Origin of the sequence: Micromonospora sp. HM134, assembly GCF_007833915.1 — a bacterium.
GTDB classification, from domain to species: Bacteria; Actinomycetota; Actinomycetes; order Mycobacteriales; family Micromonosporaceae; genus Micromonospora; species Micromonospora wenchangensis.
Genome location: NZ_CP041061.1, coordinates 2520118 through 2539587, shown reverse-complemented (window position 1 = coordinate 2539587; position 19470 = coordinate 2520118). Strand labels below are relative to the sequence as shown.

Genomic DNA, 19470 nt, shown 5'->3' with positions numbered 1-19470 from the left:
CGGTCGGGAGCTAGAAGAGCTGGCCGAGCTGGAACACGAAATTGTCCCACCACTCGGAGACCACACCCAAATACGCCTTGCCGACGGTGGAGACCGCCACGGCCGACGCCATCGCGGCGATCGCCGACAGGACCAGCAGCAACAGCGACGACCCGGAGATGCTCTGCCGGTACAGCCGGCTCACCCCCTTGGCGTCGACGAGCTTCCCGCCGACCTTCAACCGGGTGAGGAACGTCGAGGCCATCCCCCCGCGCCCCTTGTCCAGGAACTCCACGAGCGTGGCGTGGGTGCCCACCGCGACCAGCAGCGAGGCGCCCTTCTCGTCGGCCAGCAGCATCGCCAGGTCCTCGCTGGTCGCGGCGGCCGGGAAGGTGATCGCCGGCACCCCGAGCCCGTTGACCCGGGCCAGACCCGGCGCCCGGCCGTCCGGGTAGGCGTGCACGATCACCTCGGCACCGCACCGCAACACGTCGTCGGTGACCGAATCCATGTCCCCGATGATCATGTCGGGGGTGTACCCCGCCTCGACCAGCGCGTCCGCCCCGCCGTCCACGCCGATCAGCACCGGCTTGAACTCGCGGATGTACGGACGCAACACGTCCAGGTCGGCCTTGTAGTCGTAACCCCGGACCACGATCAGGCAGTGCCGCCCCTGCACCGGCGTCTGGATCTCCGGCACACCCACCCCGTCGAGCAGCAGGTCCCGCTCCTGACGCAGGTAGTCCATCGTGTTGGCGGCGAACGCCTCCAACTGCACCGACAGACCCTCCCGGGCGTCGGACATCGCCTTGGCGACCGTCTCGGCATCCTGGAGATCACCGTGCGCGACCGGATCGTCACCCAGGAAGACGGTGTTGCCCTCGATCCGGACGGTGTCACCCTCCCGGATCCGCTCGAACACCCCCTCACCGAGGTCGTCCAGCAGCACGATGCCGGCACCGATCAACACCTCCGGCCCGAGGTTGGGATACCGGCCCGACACCGACGGCTTGGCGTTGAGCACCGCCGCGACCCCGACCGCGACCAGCGAATCGGCCGCCACCCGGTCCAGGTCGACGTGGTCGATCACCGCGATGTCGCCGGGGCGGAGCCGGCCGACCAGCCGCTTGGTACGGCGATCCAGACGTGCGGTGCCGAGAACTGAGTCCGGTTCCGCGTTCCGGGCCCGGCGCAACGTGGGTAGACGCATCGTGACCATCCTGGCATGGGAGGCAGGCATTTCCGTCGCGACATGCCTGAGCAGGGCCGCCTACCCAGGGAAGCACACCAGAGCGCAGGCCGGTGTGCCTCCGCTCACAATCGTTGCCCTCAGGGCCGCCTTTCCTTCGCCGCAACGGCCAGCAGCTCCTCGGCATGCGCGATACCCAGATCCGAATCCGGCAAACCCGCAAGCATCCGCGCCAGCTCCCGGGCCCGCTCCGTGTCCTCCACCACCCGCACCCCACTGGTCGTCACCGCACCCCCGGTGTCCTTCGCCACCACCAGGTGCCGGTCGGCGAACGCCGCCACCTGCGGCAGGTGCGTCACCACCAACACCTGGTGACTGCGCGCCAACCGGGCCAACCGCCGACCGATCTCCACCGCCGCCTGCCCACCCACACCCGCGTCGACCTCGTCGAACACCAACGTCGGCGGACCACCCGAACCGGCGAACACCACCTCGATGGCGAGCATCACCCGGGACAGCTCACCCCCGGAGGCACCCCGCTGCAACGGCAACGACGGCGCACCCGGATGCGCCAGCAACCGCAACTCCACCTCGTCGGCACCGTCCGGGCCGACCCCGCACTGCACCCCGTTGACCGGCAACGTCGGCTCCGACCGCCCACCCGGCCGGGGCAGCACCGCCACCTCGATCCGCGCGTGCGGCATCGCCAACCCCGCCAGCTCCACCGTGACCTGCTCGGCGAACCGCACCGCCGCCTCCTGCCGGGACGCCGACAACCGCCCCGCCAGCTCGGCCACCTCACCGGCCAGCCGCTGCGCCTCCCGGTCCAACTCGTCGAGCAGCTCGTCGGAGGTGTCCAGGTCGGACAACCGGGTCCGGGCCCGCTCCGCCCACGCGATCACCCCGTCGACGTCGTCGGCGTACTTGCGGGTCAACGCCCGCAACGCGGCCCGCCGCTCGTAGATCGTCTGCAACCGGGCCGGGTCGGCGTCCAACGCCGCCAGATACGTCGACAACTCCGCCGACACGTCCGCCACCAGGGTCGCCGCCTCCTCCAACCGGCCGGCCAACTCACCAAGCGCCGGATCGGTGCCGGCCTGCGCCTCCAGGGTCCGCCGGGCGGTACCGAGCAACGCCGTCGCATCCGGCGTGTCGTCGGCCGCCTCCACCCCACCGGCCACGCACAGGTGCGCCAACTGCGCCGCCGTCCGCAACCCCTCGGCATGCTCCAGCCGCTGCGCCTCGGCCTTCAACTCGTCGTCCTCACCCGGCTGCGGATCGACCCGGGTGATCTCGTCCAGCCCCAGCCGCAGCAGATCGGCCTCCTGGTGCCGGGCCCGGGCGTTGCTGCGCCGGTCGGCCAGGTCGTCGACCACCTGCCGCCACCGCCCGTACGCCTCCCGCAGGGCCTCGACCAGCTTCTCGTGCTCGGGGCCGGCGAACCGGTCCAGGGCCGCCCGCTGCTCGGCCGGCCGCAGCAGCCGCAGCTGGTCGGACTGGCCGTGCACCGCCACCACCTGCTCGCCGACCTCGCCGAGCATCGACACCGGCATGCTCCGGCCACCCAGGTGCGCCCGGGACCGCCCCTCCACCGTCACCGTCCGGCTCATCAGCAGCGAACCGTCGTCGTCGGGCCCGCCACCGGCGTCGACGATCCGGGCGTGCACCACGTCGGCCACCCGGCCGTCGAGCCGCAACCGCCCCTCCACCGTCGCCCGGCCCGGCGCGGCCCGCACCCGACCCGCGTCGGCCCGCCCGCCGAACAGCAGGCCGAGACCGGTCACCACCATCGTCTTGCCGGCACCGGTCTCACCGGTGATGACGTTCATCCCGCCGGCCAGCGGCAGGGTGGTGTCCTCGATGACGCCCAGTCCGGTGATCCGCAGCTCTTCCAGCACAGCACCCGACAGTAGACGCGTGCTGCGACAGTTGACCAGCCGGCACGGGGCACCGCACCGGCAGGAAATCCTCCACCGGCCGGCCACCGGCACAGCGCCGCTGGTCGACGGCCCCGCAGGTGACCACGGACACCCGCACCGGTCCCGCCGGGGCCGGGATCAGCGGCGGCTACCGCGCCAACCCTGCACCGGCAGATCGAACTTCGCCACCAGCCGGTCGGTGAACGGCCGGTCCCGCAACCGCACCACCCGCACCGGCAGCGCACCCCGACGCACCGTCACCGTCGCCCCCGGCGGCAGGTCGTAGACCCGCCGACCGTCACAACACAGCACCGCCAGCGTGGTGAACGGATCGACCGTGATGACGAACGTGGACGTCGGCGCGGTCACCAGCGGCCGGCTGAACAGCGCGTGCGCGCTGATCGGCACCAGCAGCAACGCCTCCACCTCCGGCCAGACCACCGGCCCACCACCGGAGAACGCGTACGCCGTCGAACCGGTCGGCGTGGCGCACACCACACCGTCGCAGCCGTACCGGGACAGCGGACGACCGTCCACGTCGACCAGCAACTCCAGCATCTGGGCACGTTCGCCCTTCTCGACGCTGATCTCGTTGAGCGCCCACGACTCGATCGTCGGGCCACCGTCGAACTCGGCGGTGACGTCGAGGGTGAGCCGTTCGTCCACCGTGTAGTTGCGCCCCACCACGTCCCGCACCGCCGTGTCGAGATCGTCGATCTCGGCCTCGGCCAGGAACCCCACCTTGCCCAGGTTGATGCCGAGCAGCGGCACCTTCGCCGGCCGGGCCAGCTCCGCCGCACGCAGGAACGTGCCGTCCCCGCCGAGCGCGAAGACGATCTCGGCACCCTCGGCCGCCTGGAGACCGTCCACCGGCACCACCCCGGGCAGGTCGAGATCCTCGGCCTCCTCGGCCACCACCCGCACCTCGAACCCGGCCGCGATCAGGTCGGCGGCGACCGCCCGGGCGTGCTCGGTGCTCCGCCGCCGCCCGGTGTGCGTCACCAGCAGGGCCGTCCGGCTCACCGGTGCCACCGTCCGCCCCGCACCCGGCCAGCCCCACCATCGTCGAGGTCCACCGGACCCGCCTCCCGTCCACCCTCGCGGGACACCGTCCCGACGCCGCCCAGCACGCTCACCCTGCCACCTTCCCCGACGCCGGGTCCGGCCCGGGGCCGTTCGGCCCGGCGTCCACCACGGCGCGCACCCGCCCGGGATCGGCCGGCGGCGCGTCCCGGCGCAACCATACGAAGAACTCCACGTTGCCACTCGGACCCGGCAGCGGACTGGCCGCGACGTCCGCCAACCCGAGCCCGAGCCCGGCCGCGCTCGCCGCCACCTCCAGCACCGCCTCGGCCCGCAGCGCCGGATCACGCACCACCCCACCGGCGCCGACCCGCTCCTTGCCCACCTCGAACTGCGGCTTCACCATCAGCGCCAGGTCACCGTCGGCCCGGGTACAGCCCGCCAACGCGGGCAGCACCAACCGCAGCGAGATGAACGACAGGTCCGCCACCGTCAGGTCCACCTCCCCACCGATCACCTCCGGGGTCAGCGTCCGCACGTTGGTGCGGTCCATCGCCCGCACCCGTTCGTCGGTCCGCAACGACCAGGCGAGCTGCCCGTAGCCGACGTCCACCGCGACCACCTCGGCCGCGTCGGCGCGCAACAGCACGTCGGTGAACCCCCCGGTCGACGCCCCCGCGTCCAGGCACCGCCGGCCCGCCACCCGCAACCCGCCGGGACCGAAGGCGGCCAGCGCGCCGGCCAGCTTGTGCCCACCCCGGGAGACGTACTCGTCGATCGGGTCCGCCCCGGTCACCAGCAGCGGATCGGCCGGGTCGACCATCGCGGCGGCCTTGCGCGCGGGCACTCCGCGCAACTGGACCCGGCCGGCCTCGATCAACGCACCGGCCTGCTCCCGGGACCGGGCCAGGCCGCGACGGACGAGTTCGGCGTCGAGCCGGGTACGACGTGCCATGGGGGTGGTTCTCTCCGGTCAGGTCTGGTCGATGGTGGCGAGGGTTTCCCGCAACGTCTGGTACGCCGCCTCGTACTGCGCGATCTGGTCGGCCGGGGACAGACCCTCGGCGTTGGCCATCGCCCGCACGGCGGCGTCGACGGCCGGATGCCGGGCGTCGTCGACCTCGTCGTCACGCCCGCCGACCGGCGGCGGGCCGGGTGTCCGGACCCCCGACGGGCCGGGACGGCCGACGGACGGGCCAGGTGTCCCGACGGGCGGCGGGCCGGGACGGAACGGGCCGGTCACGACCGGCTCCCCACGGGACGGCTCACGCGGCACCACCGGAGCCGTCGTGGCCGGGGGTGACCTTCCCGGGGCGGCGGGCATCCCCGCCGGCTCCGGTCGACCCGGTGGGCGGCGGGGCCGCGTCCGCCGCCGGCCCGGACTTCTTCGCCACCGCCTTCTTGGCGACCGCCTTCTTCGCCACGGCCTTCGGGGCCGTCGTCGCCACCGTCGTCGGGGTCACCGCCTTCTTCGCCACCGCCTTCTTGGCGACGGCCTTCTTCGCCACCGTCCCGGCCGCCGTCGCGGGAGCCGGCCCGGCCCCGGACTCCACCCCCGCGCCGCCGGTCGGCGGTACGGTCGTGTCCGGTGCCTCGTCACCGACCGGCAACCCGCCCGGTGCGCCCTTCGCCTCACGGAGCTGCCGTTCCAGCTCGTGCACCCGGCGGGTCAGCTCGGCGACCTCGTCGGCCGTCGCCAGCCCCACCGCGCCGAGCGCCCGGTCGACCTCGAAGCGGACCAGCTTGGTCAACGCCTCCCGGTTCGCCGCGCCGGTGGCGAGCAGTTCCTCGGCGAGCGCCTGCAACTGGACGGCGGTCGCGCCGCCCGTACCGGCCAACCGCCGGGCGGCGTCCTGTGCCCTCTTCCGGGGCGCCTCCGTCAGGCCCAGGGCCAGCTCCAGGTAGGCGCGCCACGCGTCCTGCATGACTCAAGTCCTTCCGCGGGGGCAGTGTGCGGCCCTCACGCTACCGGGCGCCCCGAGCCGCCCCTTGCGGTACGGTGCCGGAAAACGGCGTGGCGGGTACGAAGGAGACGATGTGGCCAGCGTGGACGAGTGCCGACAGGCCCTGCGGGATCTTGCCGACCGGTTGGACCGGCACGCCGACGCCTCCAGCAAGATCGATCTGGACCGGACCCTGGCCTGCCGGATCACCGATCTGGAGACCGCGTTCCACGGCCGGATCGAAGGCGGACGGCTGGTCGATCTCGCCGACGGCGACGACCCGAAGGCGAAGATCGCCCTGGTCACCTCCAGTGACGACCTCGTCGCCCTGGTACGCGGCCAGCTCGACGTCACCAAGGCGGTCGCAGCCCGCCGGATCTCCATCAAGGCCAGCCCGTTCGACCTGCTGAAACTGCGCAAGCTGCTCTGAGCGACGACCCGACGACGAAAGGGCCGGCACCGCTGCCCGGTGCCGGCCCTTCTACCGTCAGGTGGCGTGCCGTCAGGTGGCCAGGCCGAACCCGGCCAGCGCCTGCTCCGCCTCCGGCGAGGCCGGGCGCACGTCCGCACCGGTGCCCGCCTCCCAGGCGACCGCGCACAGCGCGGCCACCGCGTCCAGCGGCCGGCCGGCACCGCGCAACTCCACCGCACCGTCCACCGCCGCCGCCGACCATCCACCGGCCTGCGGAGCGCCGGGGACCCGGACCACCGCCGTCGGATCGAGGAGCCCGGCCAGGTCGGCCGCCACGTGGGTCGGCCGCCGCTGCTCGGGGGCACCCAACAGCTCGGCTACGTCGCTGACGCCGGTCAGCACCAGCAGGCTGTCCAGCCCGGCCCGGCGGGCACCCTCGATGTCGGTGTCCAGCCGGTCACCGACCACCAAGGTACGGCCGGTGCCGGCCCGCCGGGCGGCGGTGGTGAACAGCGCCGGCTCGGGCTTGCCGACCACCACGTCGGGTGCCCGGTCCAGGGCGTGCCGCAGGGCGGCCACCAGCGACCCGTTGCCGGGCAGCGGACCCCGTCCACTCGGCAGCGTCCGGTCCGTGTTGGTGGCCACCCAGGTCGCCCCGGCCCGGATCGCCACCGACGCCTCGGCCAGGTCCACCCAGCCCACCTGCGGGCCGTACCCCTGCACGACGGCGACCGGCGCGGCCTCGGCGCGGTCGACGGGGGTGAGCCCGACGGCGCTGATCTCGGCGCGCAGCGCCTCGGCACCGACGACGAGCACCGCCGCGCCGGCCGGAAGCCGGTCCCGCAACAGCTCCGCGGAGGCGGCGGCCGAGGTGAGCACCTCCGCCGGATCAGCCGGTACGCCGATGCCCGTGAGCAGGTCGGCGACCTCGCTGGAGCGCCGCGAGGCGTTGTTCGTGGCGAACGCCACCGACCGGCCCTCGGCCCGCAACGCGCCGAGGGCCTCGACCGCGCCGGGGATCGGCCGGTCGATCAGGTAGATCACTCCGTCCAGGTCGAAGACGACCAGGGCGTACCCGTCGATCAGCCGGTCCCCGGCGACCCCGGTCATCGCTGGTCCGCCTCCGCCGCCGGCCCGTCGACCGGCCGCACGCCGGCCACGGTCGCGTCGCCGTCGGCGCGACCGGCCGGGCCGGCAACGGTGTCGGGCCGGACGTCCGCACCGGCGGCGTCGTCGGCCTCGTCGTCGTCCCGCACCGCAGCGGCGGGCAGGTCGGCTACGTCGTCCCCGCCGGTGTCCCGGTCGGCGTCGCGGTCAGCCTGGTCGCGGTCGTGGACGTCCCGGTCGGCGTCGTGCCGGCTCAGCGCGGCAGCGCCGGCGTCGTCACGGTCCTCGTCCTCGTCCTCGTCCTCGTCGCCGTCGTCGTGGCGGTCGCGGACCTCGTCATCGACGTCGTCGTAGTCCTCGTCGTCGGGGGTCTGCCGGGGCCCGGCGTCCGGGTCGGTGGCCTCCCCTGCGGCGGCGGACTCCTCGACCGGCTCGTCGTCCTCGTCGTCGCCCTCGATCACCACGCCGTCGAGTTCCAGCAGCCGTTCCGGGGCGTCGGTCTCACCGTCGGTATCCACGTCGGCGGCCCGCGAGAACCACTCCCGGGCCTCCTCACGGCGGTCCACCGCGAGCAGCGCGTCGGCGTACGCGTACCGCAGCCGCGCGGTCCACGGCTCGGCGACGTCGGTGGTCAGCTCCGGAACCTGGAGCATCGCCACCGCCGCGTCCTTCTGCCCCAGGTCACCCCGGGCACCTGCGGCGACGATCAGCAGTTCGACCGCGACGGCCTTGTCGAGCTTGTCGCTGTCGGCCCCCCGGAACAGGTCGATCGCCCGCTCCGGACGCCCCAGCGCCCGCTCACAGTCGGCCAGTACGGCCAGGTGGCTCTGCAACCCGGTCATCCGGTGGTACGTGCGCAGCTCGGCGATCGCCGTCTGCCACTCCCCCGCGTGGTACGCGGCCAGGCCGACCGCCTCGCGTACGGCGGAGATCCGGGCGGCGAGCCGCCGGGCGGCCATCGCGTGGGCCAACGCCTCCGCCGGGTCCTCGTCGATCAGCTGACCGGTGGCGACCAGGTGCCGGGCGACGGTCTCCGCCACCGGCTTGTTCAGCGACAGCAGCTCCGCGCGGACGGCCGTGTCGAGGTCACTCGCGGAGATCTCGTCCGGCAGCACCGGCGCGACCGCCCGGCCGTCGGTCTCGTCCCGACGCTCCCGGTCGGGGCCGAACCCGCCCTCCCGGCGGCGGTCGTCCCCCCGCTGGTCGTCCCGGCGTGGCCGGTCATGACCGCCGCGTTCGCCGCCCCGGAACCCGCCCTCACGGCGGTCACCGCCGCGCGAGTCGTCGTTGCGGAAGCCACCCTCGCGGCGGTCACCGCCCCGGAAGCCACCCTCGCGGGAGTCGCTGCCACGGAAGCCACCGGACCGGGAGTCGCCGTCGCGCGGGCCCGACCGGAAACCACCCTCACGACGGTCCCCACCCCGGAAACCACCCTCACGGGAGTCACCACCCCGGAAACCACCCTCACGCGAGTCACCGCCACGGAAACCGCCCTCACGGCGATCGCCGCCGAAGCCACCGGGCCGACGGTCACCGCCCCGGAAACCGCCCTCGCGGGAGTCGCCGCCCCGGAAGCCGCCCTCGCGGGGCCGGAAACCACCACGGTCGCCACGCGAATCGTCACGACGGTCCCCACCACGGAAGCCACCGTCACGGGAGTCACCGTCCCGGCGGAAACCACCAGGACGGGAGTCACCATCACGCGGACCCGACCGGAAACCACCCTCACGACGGTCACCGCCGAAGCCGCCCTCACGACGGTCCCCACCCCGGAAACCACCCTCGCGGGAGTCACCGCCACGGAAACCACCCTCACGACGGTCCCCACCACGGAAACCGCCGTCGCGGGAGTCACCGTCCCGGCGGAACCCACCAGGACGGGAGTCACCATCACGCGGACCGGAGCGGTAGCCGCCCTCACGACGGTCGCCGCCCCGGAAGCCACCCTCGCGGGAGTCGCCGCCCCGGAAGCCGCCCTCGCGGGGCCGGAAACCACCACGGTCGCCACGCGAATCGTCGCGACGGTCCCCACCCCGGAAGCCACCGTCGCGGGAGTCACCGTCACGGCGGAACCCACCAGGACGGGAGTCACCATCACGCGGACCCGACCGGAAACCACCCTCACGACGGTCACCGCCGAAGCCGCCCTCACGACGGTCCCCACCCCGGAAACCACCCTCGCGGCGGTCACTGCCACGGAAGCCGCCGTCGCGACGGTCGCCGGAGAAACCGCCCTCACGACGGTCACCTCCCCGGAAGCCACCCTCGCGGGAGTCGCCGCCCCGGAAACCGCCCTCACGCGGACCAGACCGGAAACCACCACGGTCACCACGCGAATCGTCGCGACGGTCCCCACCACGGAAACCACCGGGACGCGAATCGCCGTCACGCGGGCCCGACCGGAAACCGCCTTCACGACGGTCACCGCCGGAGCCGCCATCCCGACGGTCGCCGCTGCGGAAACCGCCGTTTCGCGGCGCGTCACCGTCACGGCGGAAACCGCCTTCGCGGCGGTCGCCACCCCGGAAACCACCGTCGCGGGACTCACCATCGGAACGGAAACCACCGGGCCGGGAGTCACCGGTACGCGGGGCAGACCGGAAACCGCCCTCGCGCCGATCGCCGCCCCGGGGTCCACCCCGCGAGGCGCCGCGGTCGTCGCGGTCGCCACGGTACGGGGGGCGGTCGTCCCGGCGGGGGCCGGCGTCCCGCCCCTGGGGACGGTCGGAGCGGTCTTCGTATCGGCGCGGACGATCTCCGCCCTGCGGTCCTGAACTCACAGGTACATCCTTCCTAATTGCGCCACCCACGGCGCGACGCAGTCGAGGGCCGACCCGGATGGGGCGGCCCTCGACTGGAAAGGTTGTCCGGCGGTGTCCTACTCTCCCACACCCTCCCGAGTGCAGTACCATCGGCGCTGGAGGGCTTAGCTTCCGGGTTCGGAATGTGACCGGGCGTTTCCCCTCCGCCATGACCGCCGTAACACTATGAACATATCAAACAACACACACACCCACACTGTGGGGGGTTGTTTGGTGTTTGTTCAGAGTTGCACAGTGGACGCGTAGCAGCCTTGTTATCAAGTCCTCGGCCTATTAGTACCGGTCAACTGAACCCGTTACCGAGCTTACATTTCCGGCCTATCAACCCAGTCGTCTAGCTGGGGGCCTTACCCCCACAAAGTGGGGTGGGATACCTCATCTTGAAGCAGGCTTCCCGCTTAGATGCTTTCAGCGGTTATCCCTTCCGAACGTAGCTAACCAGCCGTGCCCCTGGCGGGACAACTGGCACACCAGAGGTTCGTCCGTCCCGGTCCTCTCGTACTAGGGACAGCCCTTCTCAAGTATCCTACGCGCACGGCGGATAGGGACCGAACTGTCTCACGACGTTCTAAACCCAGCTCGCGTACCGCTTTAATGGGCGAACAGCCCAACCCTTGGGACCTGCTACAGCCCCAGGATGCGACGAGCCGACATCGAGGTGCCAAACCATCCCGTCGATATGGACTCTTGGGGAAGATCAGCCTGTTATCCCCGGGGTACCTTTTATCCGTTGAGCGACACCGCTTCCACACGCAAGTGCCGGATCACTAGTCCCGACTTTCGTCCCTGCTCGACCTGTCAGTCTCACAGTCAAGCTCCCTTGTGCACTTGCACTCAACACCTGATTGCCAACCAGGCTGAGGGAACCTTTGGGCGCCTCCGTTACCCTTTAGGAGGCAACCGCCCCAGTTAAACTACCCACCAGACACTGTCCCTGAACCGGATAACGGTCCGAAGTTAGATACCCAAATCAACCAGAGTGGTATTTCAAGATTGCCTCCACCCATACTGGCGTACAGGTTTCACCGGCTCCCACCTATCCTACACAAGCCCATTCAGATACCAATGTCAAGCTATAGTAAAGGTCCCGGGGTCTTTCCGTCCTGCCGCGCGTAACGAGCATCTTTACTCGTACTGCAATTTCGCCGGGCCTGTGGTTGAGACAGTGGGGAAGTCGTTACGCCATTCGTGCAGGTCGGAACTTACCCGACAAGGAATTTCGCTACCTTAGGATGGTTATAGTTACCACCGCCGTTTACTGGCGCTTAAGTTCTCCGCTTCGCCCCAAAGAGCTAACAGGTCCCCTTAACGTTCCAGCACCGGGCAGGCGTCAGTCCATATACATCGAATTACTTCTTCGCATGGACCTGTGTTTTTAGTAAACAGTCGCTTCCCCCTGCTCTCTGCGGCCATACAACGCTCCACCCGCACGGGGCTTCACGTCTCCGGCCCCCCTTCTCCCTAAGTTACGGGGGCAATTTGCCGAGTTCCTTAACCACAGTTCGCCCGATCGCCTCGGTATTCTCTACCTGACCACCTGTGTCGGTTTGGGGTACGGGCCGCTCGAAACTCGCTAGAGGCTTTTCTCGGCAGCATAGGATCACTGACTTCACCTGAATCGGCTCGGCATCACGTCTCAGCCCCATGACATGCGGATTTGCCTACATGTCGGCCTACACGCTTACCCCGGCACAACCACCGGCCGGGCTCAGCTACCTTCCTGCGTCACCCCATCGCTTGACTACTACCCGCCAGGTTCCCACGCTCCCCAACATCCGTCCGAAGACATCAGCCAGCTCGGGTGGTTAGCACAACGAGGTTCATCACGGGCGCTCCTTCGCGGGTACGGGAATATCAACCCGTTGTCCATCGACTACGCCTCTCGGCCTCGCCTTAGGTCCCGACTCACCCAGGGCGGATTAGCCTGGCCCTGGAACCCTTGGTCATCCGGCGGAAGGGTTTCTCACCCTTCTTTCGCTACTCATGCCTGCATTCTCACTCGTGCCGCGTCCACAACTAGGTCACCCCGCTGCTTCACCCCCGGCACGACGCTCCCCTACCCATCCACACACCTGCACAAGGAATCACGTCCAAGCGAGATTAAAATGTGAATGCCACAGCTTCGGCGGTGTGCTTGAGCCCCGCTACATTGTCGGCGCGGAACCACTTGACCAGTGAGCTATTACGCACTCTTTAAAGGGTGGCTGCTTCTAAGCCAACCTCCTGGTTGTCTATGCGACCCCACATCCTTTTCCACTTAGCACACGCTTAGGGGCCTTAGCTGGTGATCTGGGCTGTTTCCCTCTCGACTACGAAGCTTATCCCCCGCAGTCTCACTGCCGCGCTCTCACTTACCGGCATTCGGAGTTTGGCTGATTTCGGTAAGCTTGTAGGCCCCCTAGACCATCCAGTGCTCTACCTCCGGCAAGAAACACACGACGCTGCACCTAAATGCATTTCGGGGAGAACCAGCTATCACGGAGTTTGATTGGCCTTTCACCCCTAACCACAGATCATCCCCCAACTTTTCAACGTTGGTGGGTTCGGCCCTCCACGCGGTCTTACCCGCGCTTCAGCCTGCCCATGGCTAGATCACTCCGCTTCGGGTCTAGAACATGCGACTCAAACGCCCTCTTCAGACTCGCTTTCGCTACGGCTCCCCCACACGGGTTAACCTCGCCACATGCCACTAACTCGCAGGCTCATTCTTCAAAAGGCACGCCGTCACCCCGCAAGGCTCCGACGGATTGTAGGCGAACGGTTTCAGGTACTATTTCACTCCCCTCCCGGGGTACTTTTCACCATTCCCTCACGGTACTCGTCCGCTATCGGTCACCAGGAAGTATTTAGGCTTACCAGGTGGTCCTGGCAGATTCACGGCAGATTACAGGAGTCCGCCGCTACTCGGGAACACCCACAGAAGATCAGCAACTTTCACCTACCGGACTCTCACCGACTACGGTTGGCTTTTCCACACCATTCGGCTAGCCACTGACTTTATAACTCCTCGAACAAGTGTCAGCTCGTTCAGCAGGGTCCCACAACCCCGACCACGCAACCCCTGACAGGTATCACACGCAACCGGTTTAGCCTCAATCCGCTTTCGCTCGCCACTACTCACGGAATCACTAAATTGTTTTCTCTTCCTACGGGTACTGAGATGTTTCACTTCCCCGCGTTCCCCCCACACACCCTATGTGTTCAGGTGCGGGTGACACCACATGACTGGTGCCAGGTTTCCCCATTCGGACACCCTGGGATCACAGCTTGGTTGACAGCTCCCCCAGGCCTATCGCGGCCTCCCACGTCCTTCATCGGCTCCTGGTGCCAAGGCATCCACCGTTCGCCCTTGACAACTTGACCACAAAGATGCTCGCGTCCACTGTGCAATTCTCAACAAACAACCAACCCACAACCCCACAGCCCCACACCAGCAACCCCAACAGGGACCCGGTATGCGAGGCCAGGCCATGCCTGGCAGACCACCGAAGCTCACGCTCCAGAACAGTCCTCCGAAAAAACAACCTCAGGTTGTTCCTTCAGGACCCAACAGGGTGCTATACGCTCCTACCCAGCCGCACCAGAAGGAACCGTTCCCACCACCCGAAGAGCAGCTGTACTAGGTATCCCGGCCGTTGCCGGACACAAACTCGCCAGTGTCTCCGCCATCTGAGCACCCCGACCCGACATCCGCAGGCCGCGGGCTCCATACCGGCTTTCACCGGATGGTGCTCCTTAGAAAGGAGGTGATCCAGCCGCACCTTCCGGTACGGCTACCTTGTTACGACTTCGTCCCAATCGCCAGCCCCACCTTCGACGGCTCCCTCCACAAGGGTTGGGCCACCGGCTTCGGGTGTTGCCGACTTTCGTGACGTGACGGGCGGTGTGTACAAGGCCCGGGAACGTATTCACCGCAGCGTTGCTGATCTGCGATTACTAGCGACTCCGACTTCACGGGGTCGAGTTGCAGACCCCGATCCGAACTGAGACCGGCTTTTTGGGATTCGCTCCACCTCACGGCATCGCAACCCATTGTACCGGCCATTGTAGCATGCGTGAAGCCCTGGACATAAGGGGCATGATGACTTGACGTCATCCCCACCTTCCTCCGAGTTGACCCCGGCAGTCTTCGATGAGTCCCCGCCATAACGCGCTGGCAACATCGAACGAGGGTTGCGCTCGTTGCGGGACTTAACCCAACATCTCACGACACGAGCTGACGACAGCCATGCACCACCTGTGACCGCCCCCGAAGGACCTCCCATCTCTGGAAGTTTTGCGGCCATGTCAAACCCAGGTAAGGTTCTTCGCGTTGCATCGAATTAATCCGCATGCTCCGCCGCTTGTGCGGGCCCCCGTCAATTCCTTTGAGTTTTAGCCTTGCGGCCGTACTCCCCAGGCGGGGCGCTTAATGCGTTAGCTGCGGCACAGGGAACCGGAGAGGCCCCCACACCTAGCGCCCAACGTTTACAGCGTGGACTACCAGGGTATCTAATCCTGTTCGCTCCCCACGCTTTCGCTCCTCAGCGTCAGTATCGGCCCAGAGACCCGCCTTCGCCACCGGTGTTCCTCCTGATATCTGCGCATTTCACCGCTACACCAGGAATTCCAGTCTCCCCTACCGAACTCTAGCCTGCCCGTATCGACCGCAGGCTTGGGGTTGAGCCCCAAGTTTTCACGGTCGACGCGACAAGCCGCCTACGAGCTCTTTACGCCCAATAAATCCGGACAACGCTCGCGCCCTACGTCTTACCGCGGCTGCTGGCACGTAGTTGGCCGGCGCTTCTTCTGCAGGTACCGTCACTTGCGCTTCGTCCCTGCTGAAAGAGGTTTACAACCCGAAGGCCGTCATCCCTCACGCGGCGTCGCTGCATCAGGCTTCCGCCCATTGTGCAATATTCCCCACTGCTGCCTCCCGTAGGAGTCTGGGCCGTGTCTCAGTCCCAGTGTGGCCGGTCGCCCTCTCAGGCCGGCTACCCGTCGTCGCCTTGGTAGGCCATCACCCCACCAACAAGCTGATAGGCCGCGAGCCCATCCCAGGCCGAAAAACTTTCCACCCCCCACCATGCGACAGGAGGTCATATCCGGTATTAGCCCCCGTTTCCGAGGGTTATCCCAAAGCCTAGGGCAGGTTACTCACGTGTTACTCACCCGTTCGCCGCTCGAGTACCCCGAAGGGCCTTTCCGCTCGACTTGCATGTGTTAAGCACGCCGCCAGCGTTCGTCCTGAGCCAGGATCAAACTCTCCAACAAAAACCTGTCGAACAGCAATCCCGACAACAAACATGTTGCCAAAGGAATCCCAAACCAACCAAACCCGAAGATTCAGCCGGCACGGGGTATAAAACAATTGGCACTGGCTTTACAAGCACCCTGTTGAGTTCTCAAAGAACAACCACACACCACCCGGAAGCCCCGCAACAGCAGAACCCCCGACCTGGGGCATCTCATTCACCGCGCCCCGCGCTTCCGCGCCAGGCACTTTTACTACGTTACCCGGTGGTATCCGCCGTGTCAAACCGCTCTGTCACGATCCACACCACATCAACCATAATTTCCACACACCACGAACACCCCCGGCTCACACCGGAAAACATCGTGATTGTCGCCAGGCCGGCCGCTGCGGTTTCCCGCGAGCACGCCCGGTTCCCTGCCGGCGTCCCACACTACCCGGTCGGTTTCGCCTCACCAAATCGACCCCCCGGGCCGATCCGGGCACCGCCCGGTCCGTGCTCCGCAGGGGCGACCCCACGAAGTCGGAACCTCACACCGCGCTCCGGCCTGCGAGGCATTCGCCCCGGTTCGTCCGTTCCGCGCTGGCAGAGAGAAAGTTACGCGTCCGCCAAGTTGATCGTCAAATCCGGCGGACGCGTCGCACGTCACACTGCCGCGCACCGTCCCGTGCGTCCCCGGCGGGCCGGCCCACCGGGGACGGACGGGACCGGCCGAGGACGGCGAGGACGGCCCACCGGGTCAGGGACGCAGCTCGACCCCGGCGAAGGAGCGCTTGCCCCGGCGCAGCACCAGGTAACGCCCGTGCAGCAGCTCGGCCGGGTCGACGGTGGCGTCGACGTCGGTGACCCGGGTGTTGTTCACGTACGCGCCGCCCTCGGTGATCACCCGACGGGCCTCCTTGAGCCCGCCGACCAGACCCGAGTCGCGCAGCAGCCCGGCCACGTCGGGCAGCTCACCGGTGAGCTGCACCAGGCCGGCCTCGGTCAGCGCGGCCCGCAGCGTCTCCGGGGCCAGGTCGTCCAGCGAGCCCCGGCCGAAGAGGGCCTGGCTGGCGGCGACGGCCTGCCGGGTCTCCTCCGCACCGTGGACCAGGGTGGTGAGTTCCTCGGCGAGGGCGCGTTGGGCGACCCGGGCGGCCGGGCGTTCCGCCGTCTCCTTCTCCAGCGCCTCCAGCTCCTCGCGGGAGCGGAAGCTGAAGTAGCGCAGGTAGCGGGTGACGTCCCGGTCGTCGGCGTTGACCCAGAACTGGTAGAAGGCGTACGGGCTGGTCATCTCCGCGTCGAGCCAGACCGCGCCGCCCTCGGTCTTGCCGAACTTGGTGCCGTCGGAGCGGGTGACCAGCGGGGTGGTGAACGCCTGCACCGGGCCGGCCCCCCGGCGACGCACGTAGTCGACGCCGGCGGTGATGTTGCCCCACTGGTCGGAACCGCCGTACTGGAGCTGGCAGCCGTGCCGGCGGTGCAGCTCGAAGAAGTCGTTGGCCTGGAGCAGCTGGTAGCTGAACTCGGTGAAACTGATGCCGGTCTCCAGCCGGGCCCGCACCACCTCGCGGGCCAGCATCTTGTTGACCGGGAAGTGCTTGCCGACGTCCCGGAGGAACTCGACCACCGACATCTCGCCGGTCCACTCCAGGTTGTTGACCAGTTGCGCCGCGTTCTGCCCGGTGTACGACACGAAGGGCGCGAGCTGGTCGCGGATGCGCTGCACCCAGCCGGCCACCACCTCGGGCGGGTTGAGGGTGCGCTCGGCGCTCTCCTTCGGGTCGCCGATCTGACCGGTGGCGCCGCCCACCAGCAGCAGCGGCCGGTGCCCGGCGAGTTGGAGCCGGCGGGCGGTGGTGACCTGCATCAGGTGGCCGACATGCAGGCTGGGCGCGGTCGGATCGAAGCCCACGTAGAAGGTGGCCGCCCCGCCGTCGAGCAGGTCGCGCAGCTCGTCGGGGCCGGTGGAGTCCTGGATCAGGCCGCGCCACCGCAGGTCTTCGGTCAGGGAGTCCCGTCCGTGCGGGAGGTTGCTGTCGGTCACGGTCACCGATTCTCCCCCATTGCCGACCTGCGGCCGTACCGGGTTTACCGGCCGGCGGCCCGACTAGGCTGGCCGGGCCGGTGCGACGAGGAGGAACAGCCGTGGAGATCCCGGAGATGACGGACGGTCTGGTCGGTCTGCTGGGGCTGAGTTTCGACGAGGCCAGCGGGGACCGGGTGGTCATCCGGTGGAAGGTGCGGCCCGAGCTGCACCAGCCGGCCGGCATCCTGCACGGCGGGGTCTACTGCGCCGTGGTGGAGACGGTCGGCAGTGTGGGCGGCACGCTCTGGCTGGGTGACCGGGGCAGTGTGGTCGGGGTCTCCAACCAGACGGACTTCCTCCGCGCGGTCCGCGAGGGCGAGCTGGTGGCCGTGGGCACTCCGGTGCACCGGGGGCGCAGCCAGCAGCTCTGGCAGGTGGAGATCACCGACGCCGAGGGCCGGTTGGTCTCCCGGGGTCAGGTGCGTTTGCAGAACCTCACCCGGGACTGACCCCCGGCGGGGGCGGCGAGCCTGACCGGTTCGCCCGGTATGAGAGGCACTGCGCCGATATCGTCGCCTCGATGACCGCCGCCGATCCCGTCCCCACGTGAGGAAGCTCCTCGCCGCCACCCTCGGGGTGCTCTCGGCCATCGGCGGCTTCGTCGACATCGGCGACCTGGTGGCGGCGAGCCAGGCGGGGGCCCGCTTCGGCATGGCCCACGCCTGGGTGCTGCTGCTCGGCGTGGTCGGCATCTGCGCGTACGCGGAAATGGCCGGCCGGATCGCGGCGGTCAGCGGACGGGCGGTGTTCGACCTGGTCCGGGAGCGGTTGGGCCCCCGCGTGGCGCTGCTCAACCTGGCGGCGTCCTACCTGGTCACGGTGTTGACCCTGGCCGCCGAGCTGGGCGGGGTGGCGCTGGCGCTGCAACTGGCCTCCCGGGTGAGTTACCTGCTGTGGGTGCCGGTCGCGGCGTTCGCGGTCTGGCTGGTGCTGTGGCGGATGCGGTTCCAGCTGATGGAGCGGGTGTTCGGGCTGGCCGGGCTGACCCTGCTGGTCTTCACCGTGGCGCTGTTCTGGCTGCCGACGGACTGGGCGGCGCTCGGCCACGATGCCCTGCACCCCGGCACGGCCGGGCAGGGCTCGGGGGCGTACTGGTTCGTGGCGGTGGCGCTGTTCGCCTCCACCGTCAGCCCGTACGAGGTGTTCTTCTTCTCCTCCGGCGGGGTGGAGGAGAACTGGAGCGCCGCCGACCTGGCCGACGCCCGGTCGAGCGTGCTCATCGGTTTCCCGGTCGGCGGCCTGCTGGCGTTGTCGCTGATCGCCACGGCCACCGTGGTGTTCCATCCGGCCGGGGTGTCGCTGTCGACCCTCGACCAGGTCGCCGGGCCGGTGGTGCTGGCGTTCGGCGGGGTGGGGCTGGCGGTCGCCGCGCTGGCGTTCTTCGCGGTGACCTTCGGGGCCGCGCTGGAGACCGGGCTGTCGGCGGCGTACGCGGCGGCGCAGTACTTCGGCTGGCAGTGGGGCAAGCGGGTCAGCCCCCGGGAGGCCGCCCGGTTCCACAGCGTGCTGCTGGTCAGCGTGCTGGCCGCGACGCTGCTGCTGTCCACCACCGTCGACCCGGTGCGGCTGACCGAGTACATGCTCATCGCCAGCGCGGTGGTGCTGCCGTTGACGTACCTGCCGATCCTGGTCGTCGCCAACGACCGGACCTACCTGGGCGACAACGTGAACGGCCCGTGGCTGAACCTGCTCGGCGCGGTGTTCCTGCTGGTGATCGTGGCGGCATCGGTGGCGGCGGTCCCGCTGGCGGTGGGGACGGGGATGGGGCGGTGAG

13 protein-coding genes and 3 rRNA genes are annotated in these 19470 nt (G+C 69.0%); 4 read left to right on the top strand and 12 right to left on the bottom strand.

The genetic code is table 11. From position 1 onward, the window contains the following. Window positions 1-10: 10 nt before the first annotated feature. From steA to FJK98_RS33545, 6 genes are all read right to left on the bottom strand, one after another. Window positions 11-1189 (bottom strand): putative cytokinetic ring protein SteA, encoded by a 1179-nt coding sequence (gene steA, locus FJK98_RS11360; RefSeq protein WP_145918986.1) that lies wholly within the window; start codon window positions 1187-1189, stop codon window positions 11-13. 119 nt (window positions 1190-1308) lie between these two features. Next, the gene (gene recN, locus FJK98_RS11355) at window positions 1309-3066 is read right to left on the bottom strand and encodes a DNA repair protein RecN (protein ID WP_145918985.1); all 1758 of its coding nucleotides are present in this window, start codon (window positions 3064-3066) and stop codon (window positions 1309-1311) included. Window positions 3067-3225: 159 nt separating this feature from the next. After that, the gene (locus FJK98_RS11350; RefSeq protein WP_088644521.1) at window positions 3226-4110 is read right to left on the bottom strand and encodes an NAD kinase; all 885 of its coding nucleotides are present in this window, start codon (window positions 4108-4110) and stop codon (window positions 3226-3228) included. A 109-nt stretch (window positions 4111-4219) separates the two neighbouring features. Next, the gene (locus FJK98_RS11345) at window positions 4220-5065 is read right to left on the bottom strand and encodes a TlyA family RNA methyltransferase (RefSeq protein WP_145918984.1); all 846 of its coding nucleotides are present in this window, start codon (window positions 5063-5065) and stop codon (window positions 4220-4222) included. Window positions 5066-5083: 18 nt separating this feature from the next. Then, window positions 5084-5353 (bottom strand): hypothetical protein, encoded by a 270-nt coding sequence (locus FJK98_RS11340; RefSeq protein WP_145918983.1) that lies wholly within the window; start codon window positions 5351-5353, stop codon window positions 5084-5086. A 22-nt stretch (window positions 5354-5375) separates the two neighbouring features. Beyond that, window positions 5376-6035 (bottom strand): hypothetical protein, encoded by a 660-nt coding sequence (locus FJK98_RS33545; protein WP_240762753.1) that lies wholly within the window; start codon window positions 6033-6035, stop codon window positions 5376-5378. A 112-nt stretch (window positions 6036-6147) separates the two neighbouring features. Between FJK98_RS33545 and FJK98_RS11330 the strand changes: the two genes are divergently transcribed. Continuing rightward, the gene (locus tag FJK98_RS11330) at window positions 6148-6483 is read left to right on the top strand and encodes an SCP2 sterol-binding domain-containing protein (RefSeq protein WP_145918982.1); all 336 of its coding nucleotides are present in this window, start codon (window positions 6148-6150) and stop codon (window positions 6481-6483) included. A gap of 72 nt (window positions 6484-6555) precedes the next feature. Here the strand turns inward: FJK98_RS11330 and FJK98_RS11325 are convergent, their stop codons facing one another. Both FJK98_RS11325 and FJK98_RS11320 read right to left on the bottom strand, forming a co-directional pair. Then, window positions 6556-7575, bottom strand: a complete 1020-nt coding sequence (locus FJK98_RS11325; protein ID WP_145918981.1) for an HAD-IIA family hydrolase — start codon at window positions 7573-7575, stop codon at window positions 6556-6558. After that, window positions 7572-8531 carry a Replicase polyprotein 1ab gene (locus FJK98_RS11320; RefSeq protein ID WP_240762954.1) on the bottom strand — a complete coding sequence of 320 codons (960 nt, stop codon included), beginning with the start codon at window positions 8529-8531 and terminating at the stop codon, window positions 7572-7574. Before FJK98_RS11320 ends, FJK98_RS11325 begins: the two co-directional genes overlap by 4 nt. Before the next feature lie 264 nt (window positions 8532-8795). Here FJK98_RS11320 and FJK98_RS34640 point away from each other — a divergent pair, with 264 nt between their 5' ends. Further along, window positions 8796-10346: a hypothetical protein gene (locus tag FJK98_RS34640; RefSeq protein ID WP_168222415.1), complete on the top strand. Its 1551-nt coding sequence runs from the start codon at window positions 8796-8798 to the stop codon at window positions 10344-10346. 91 nt (window positions 10347-10437) lie between these two features. On the opposite strand, the gene rrf is transcribed toward FJK98_RS34640, so the two are convergent. The 4 genes from rrf to tyrS all read right to left on the bottom strand — a co-directional run bounded on the left by rrf (window position 10438) and on the right by tyrS (window position 17654). Then, window positions 10438-10554 (bottom strand): 5S ribosomal RNA (rrf, locus tag FJK98_RS11315). Between the two features lie 93 nt (window positions 10555-10647). Beyond that, window positions 10648-13757 (bottom strand): 23S ribosomal RNA (locus tag FJK98_RS11310). Between the two features lie 376 nt (window positions 13758-14133). Further along, window positions 14134-15647 (bottom strand): 16S ribosomal RNA (locus FJK98_RS11305). The 16S, 23S and 5S rRNA genes sit together here, the layout of an rRNA operon. 720 nt (window positions 15648-16367) lie before the next feature. Then, window positions 16368-17654, bottom strand: a complete 1287-nt coding sequence (gene tyrS, locus FJK98_RS11300) for a tyrosine--tRNA ligase (RefSeq protein ID WP_145922699.1) — start codon at window positions 17652-17654, stop codon at window positions 16368-16370. Between the two features lie 116 nt (window positions 17655-17770). Between tyrS and FJK98_RS11295 the strand changes: the two genes are divergently transcribed. Together FJK98_RS11295 and FJK98_RS11290 are read left to right on the top strand one after the other, a co-directional pair. Beyond that, a complete protein-coding gene (locus FJK98_RS11295) occupies window positions 17771-18145 on the top strand; it encodes a PaaI family thioesterase (RefSeq protein ID WP_194823617.1) in 375 nt (124 codons plus the stop codon). Window positions 18146-18242: 97 nt separating this feature from the next. Continuing rightward, on the top strand, window positions 18243-19469 hold the full coding sequence (locus tag FJK98_RS11290; RefSeq protein ID WP_145918979.1) for an NRAMP family divalent metal transporter: 1227 nt from the start codon (window positions 18243-18245) through the stop codon (window positions 19467-19469). The last annotated feature ends 1 nt before the right edge of the window (window position 19470 follow it).

Excerpts from the sequence above, each read along its gene's own strand:
- steA (WP_145918986.1), bottom strand. The coding sequence starts at position 1,189 with ATGCGTCTACCCACGTTGCGCCGGGCCCGGAACGCGGAACCGGACTCA.
- FJK98_RS11345 (WP_145918984.1), bottom strand. The coding sequence starts at position 5,065 with ATGGCACGTCGTACCCGGCTCGACGCCGAACTCGTCCGTCGCGGCCTG.
- FJK98_RS33545 (WP_240762753.1), bottom strand. The coding sequence starts at position 6,035 with ATGCAGGACGCGTGGCGCGCCTACCTGGAGCTGGCCCTGGGCCTGACG.
- FJK98_RS11325 (WP_145918981.1), bottom strand. The coding sequence starts at position 7,575 with ATGACCGGGGTCGCCGGGGACCGGCTGATCGACGGGTACGCCCTGGTC.
- FJK98_RS11320 (WP_240762954.1), bottom strand. The coding sequence starts at position 8,531 with ATGGCCGCCCGGCGGCTCGCCGCCCGGATCTCCGCCGTACGCGAGGCG.
- FJK98_RS34640 (WP_168222415.1), top strand. The coding sequence starts at position 8,796 with ATGACCGCCGCGTTCGCCGCCCCGGAACCCGCCCTCACGGCGGTCACC.
- FJK98_RS11295 (WP_194823617.1), top strand. The coding sequence starts at position 17,771 with ATGACGGACGGTCTGGTCGGTCTGCTGGGGCTGAGTTTCGACGAGGCC.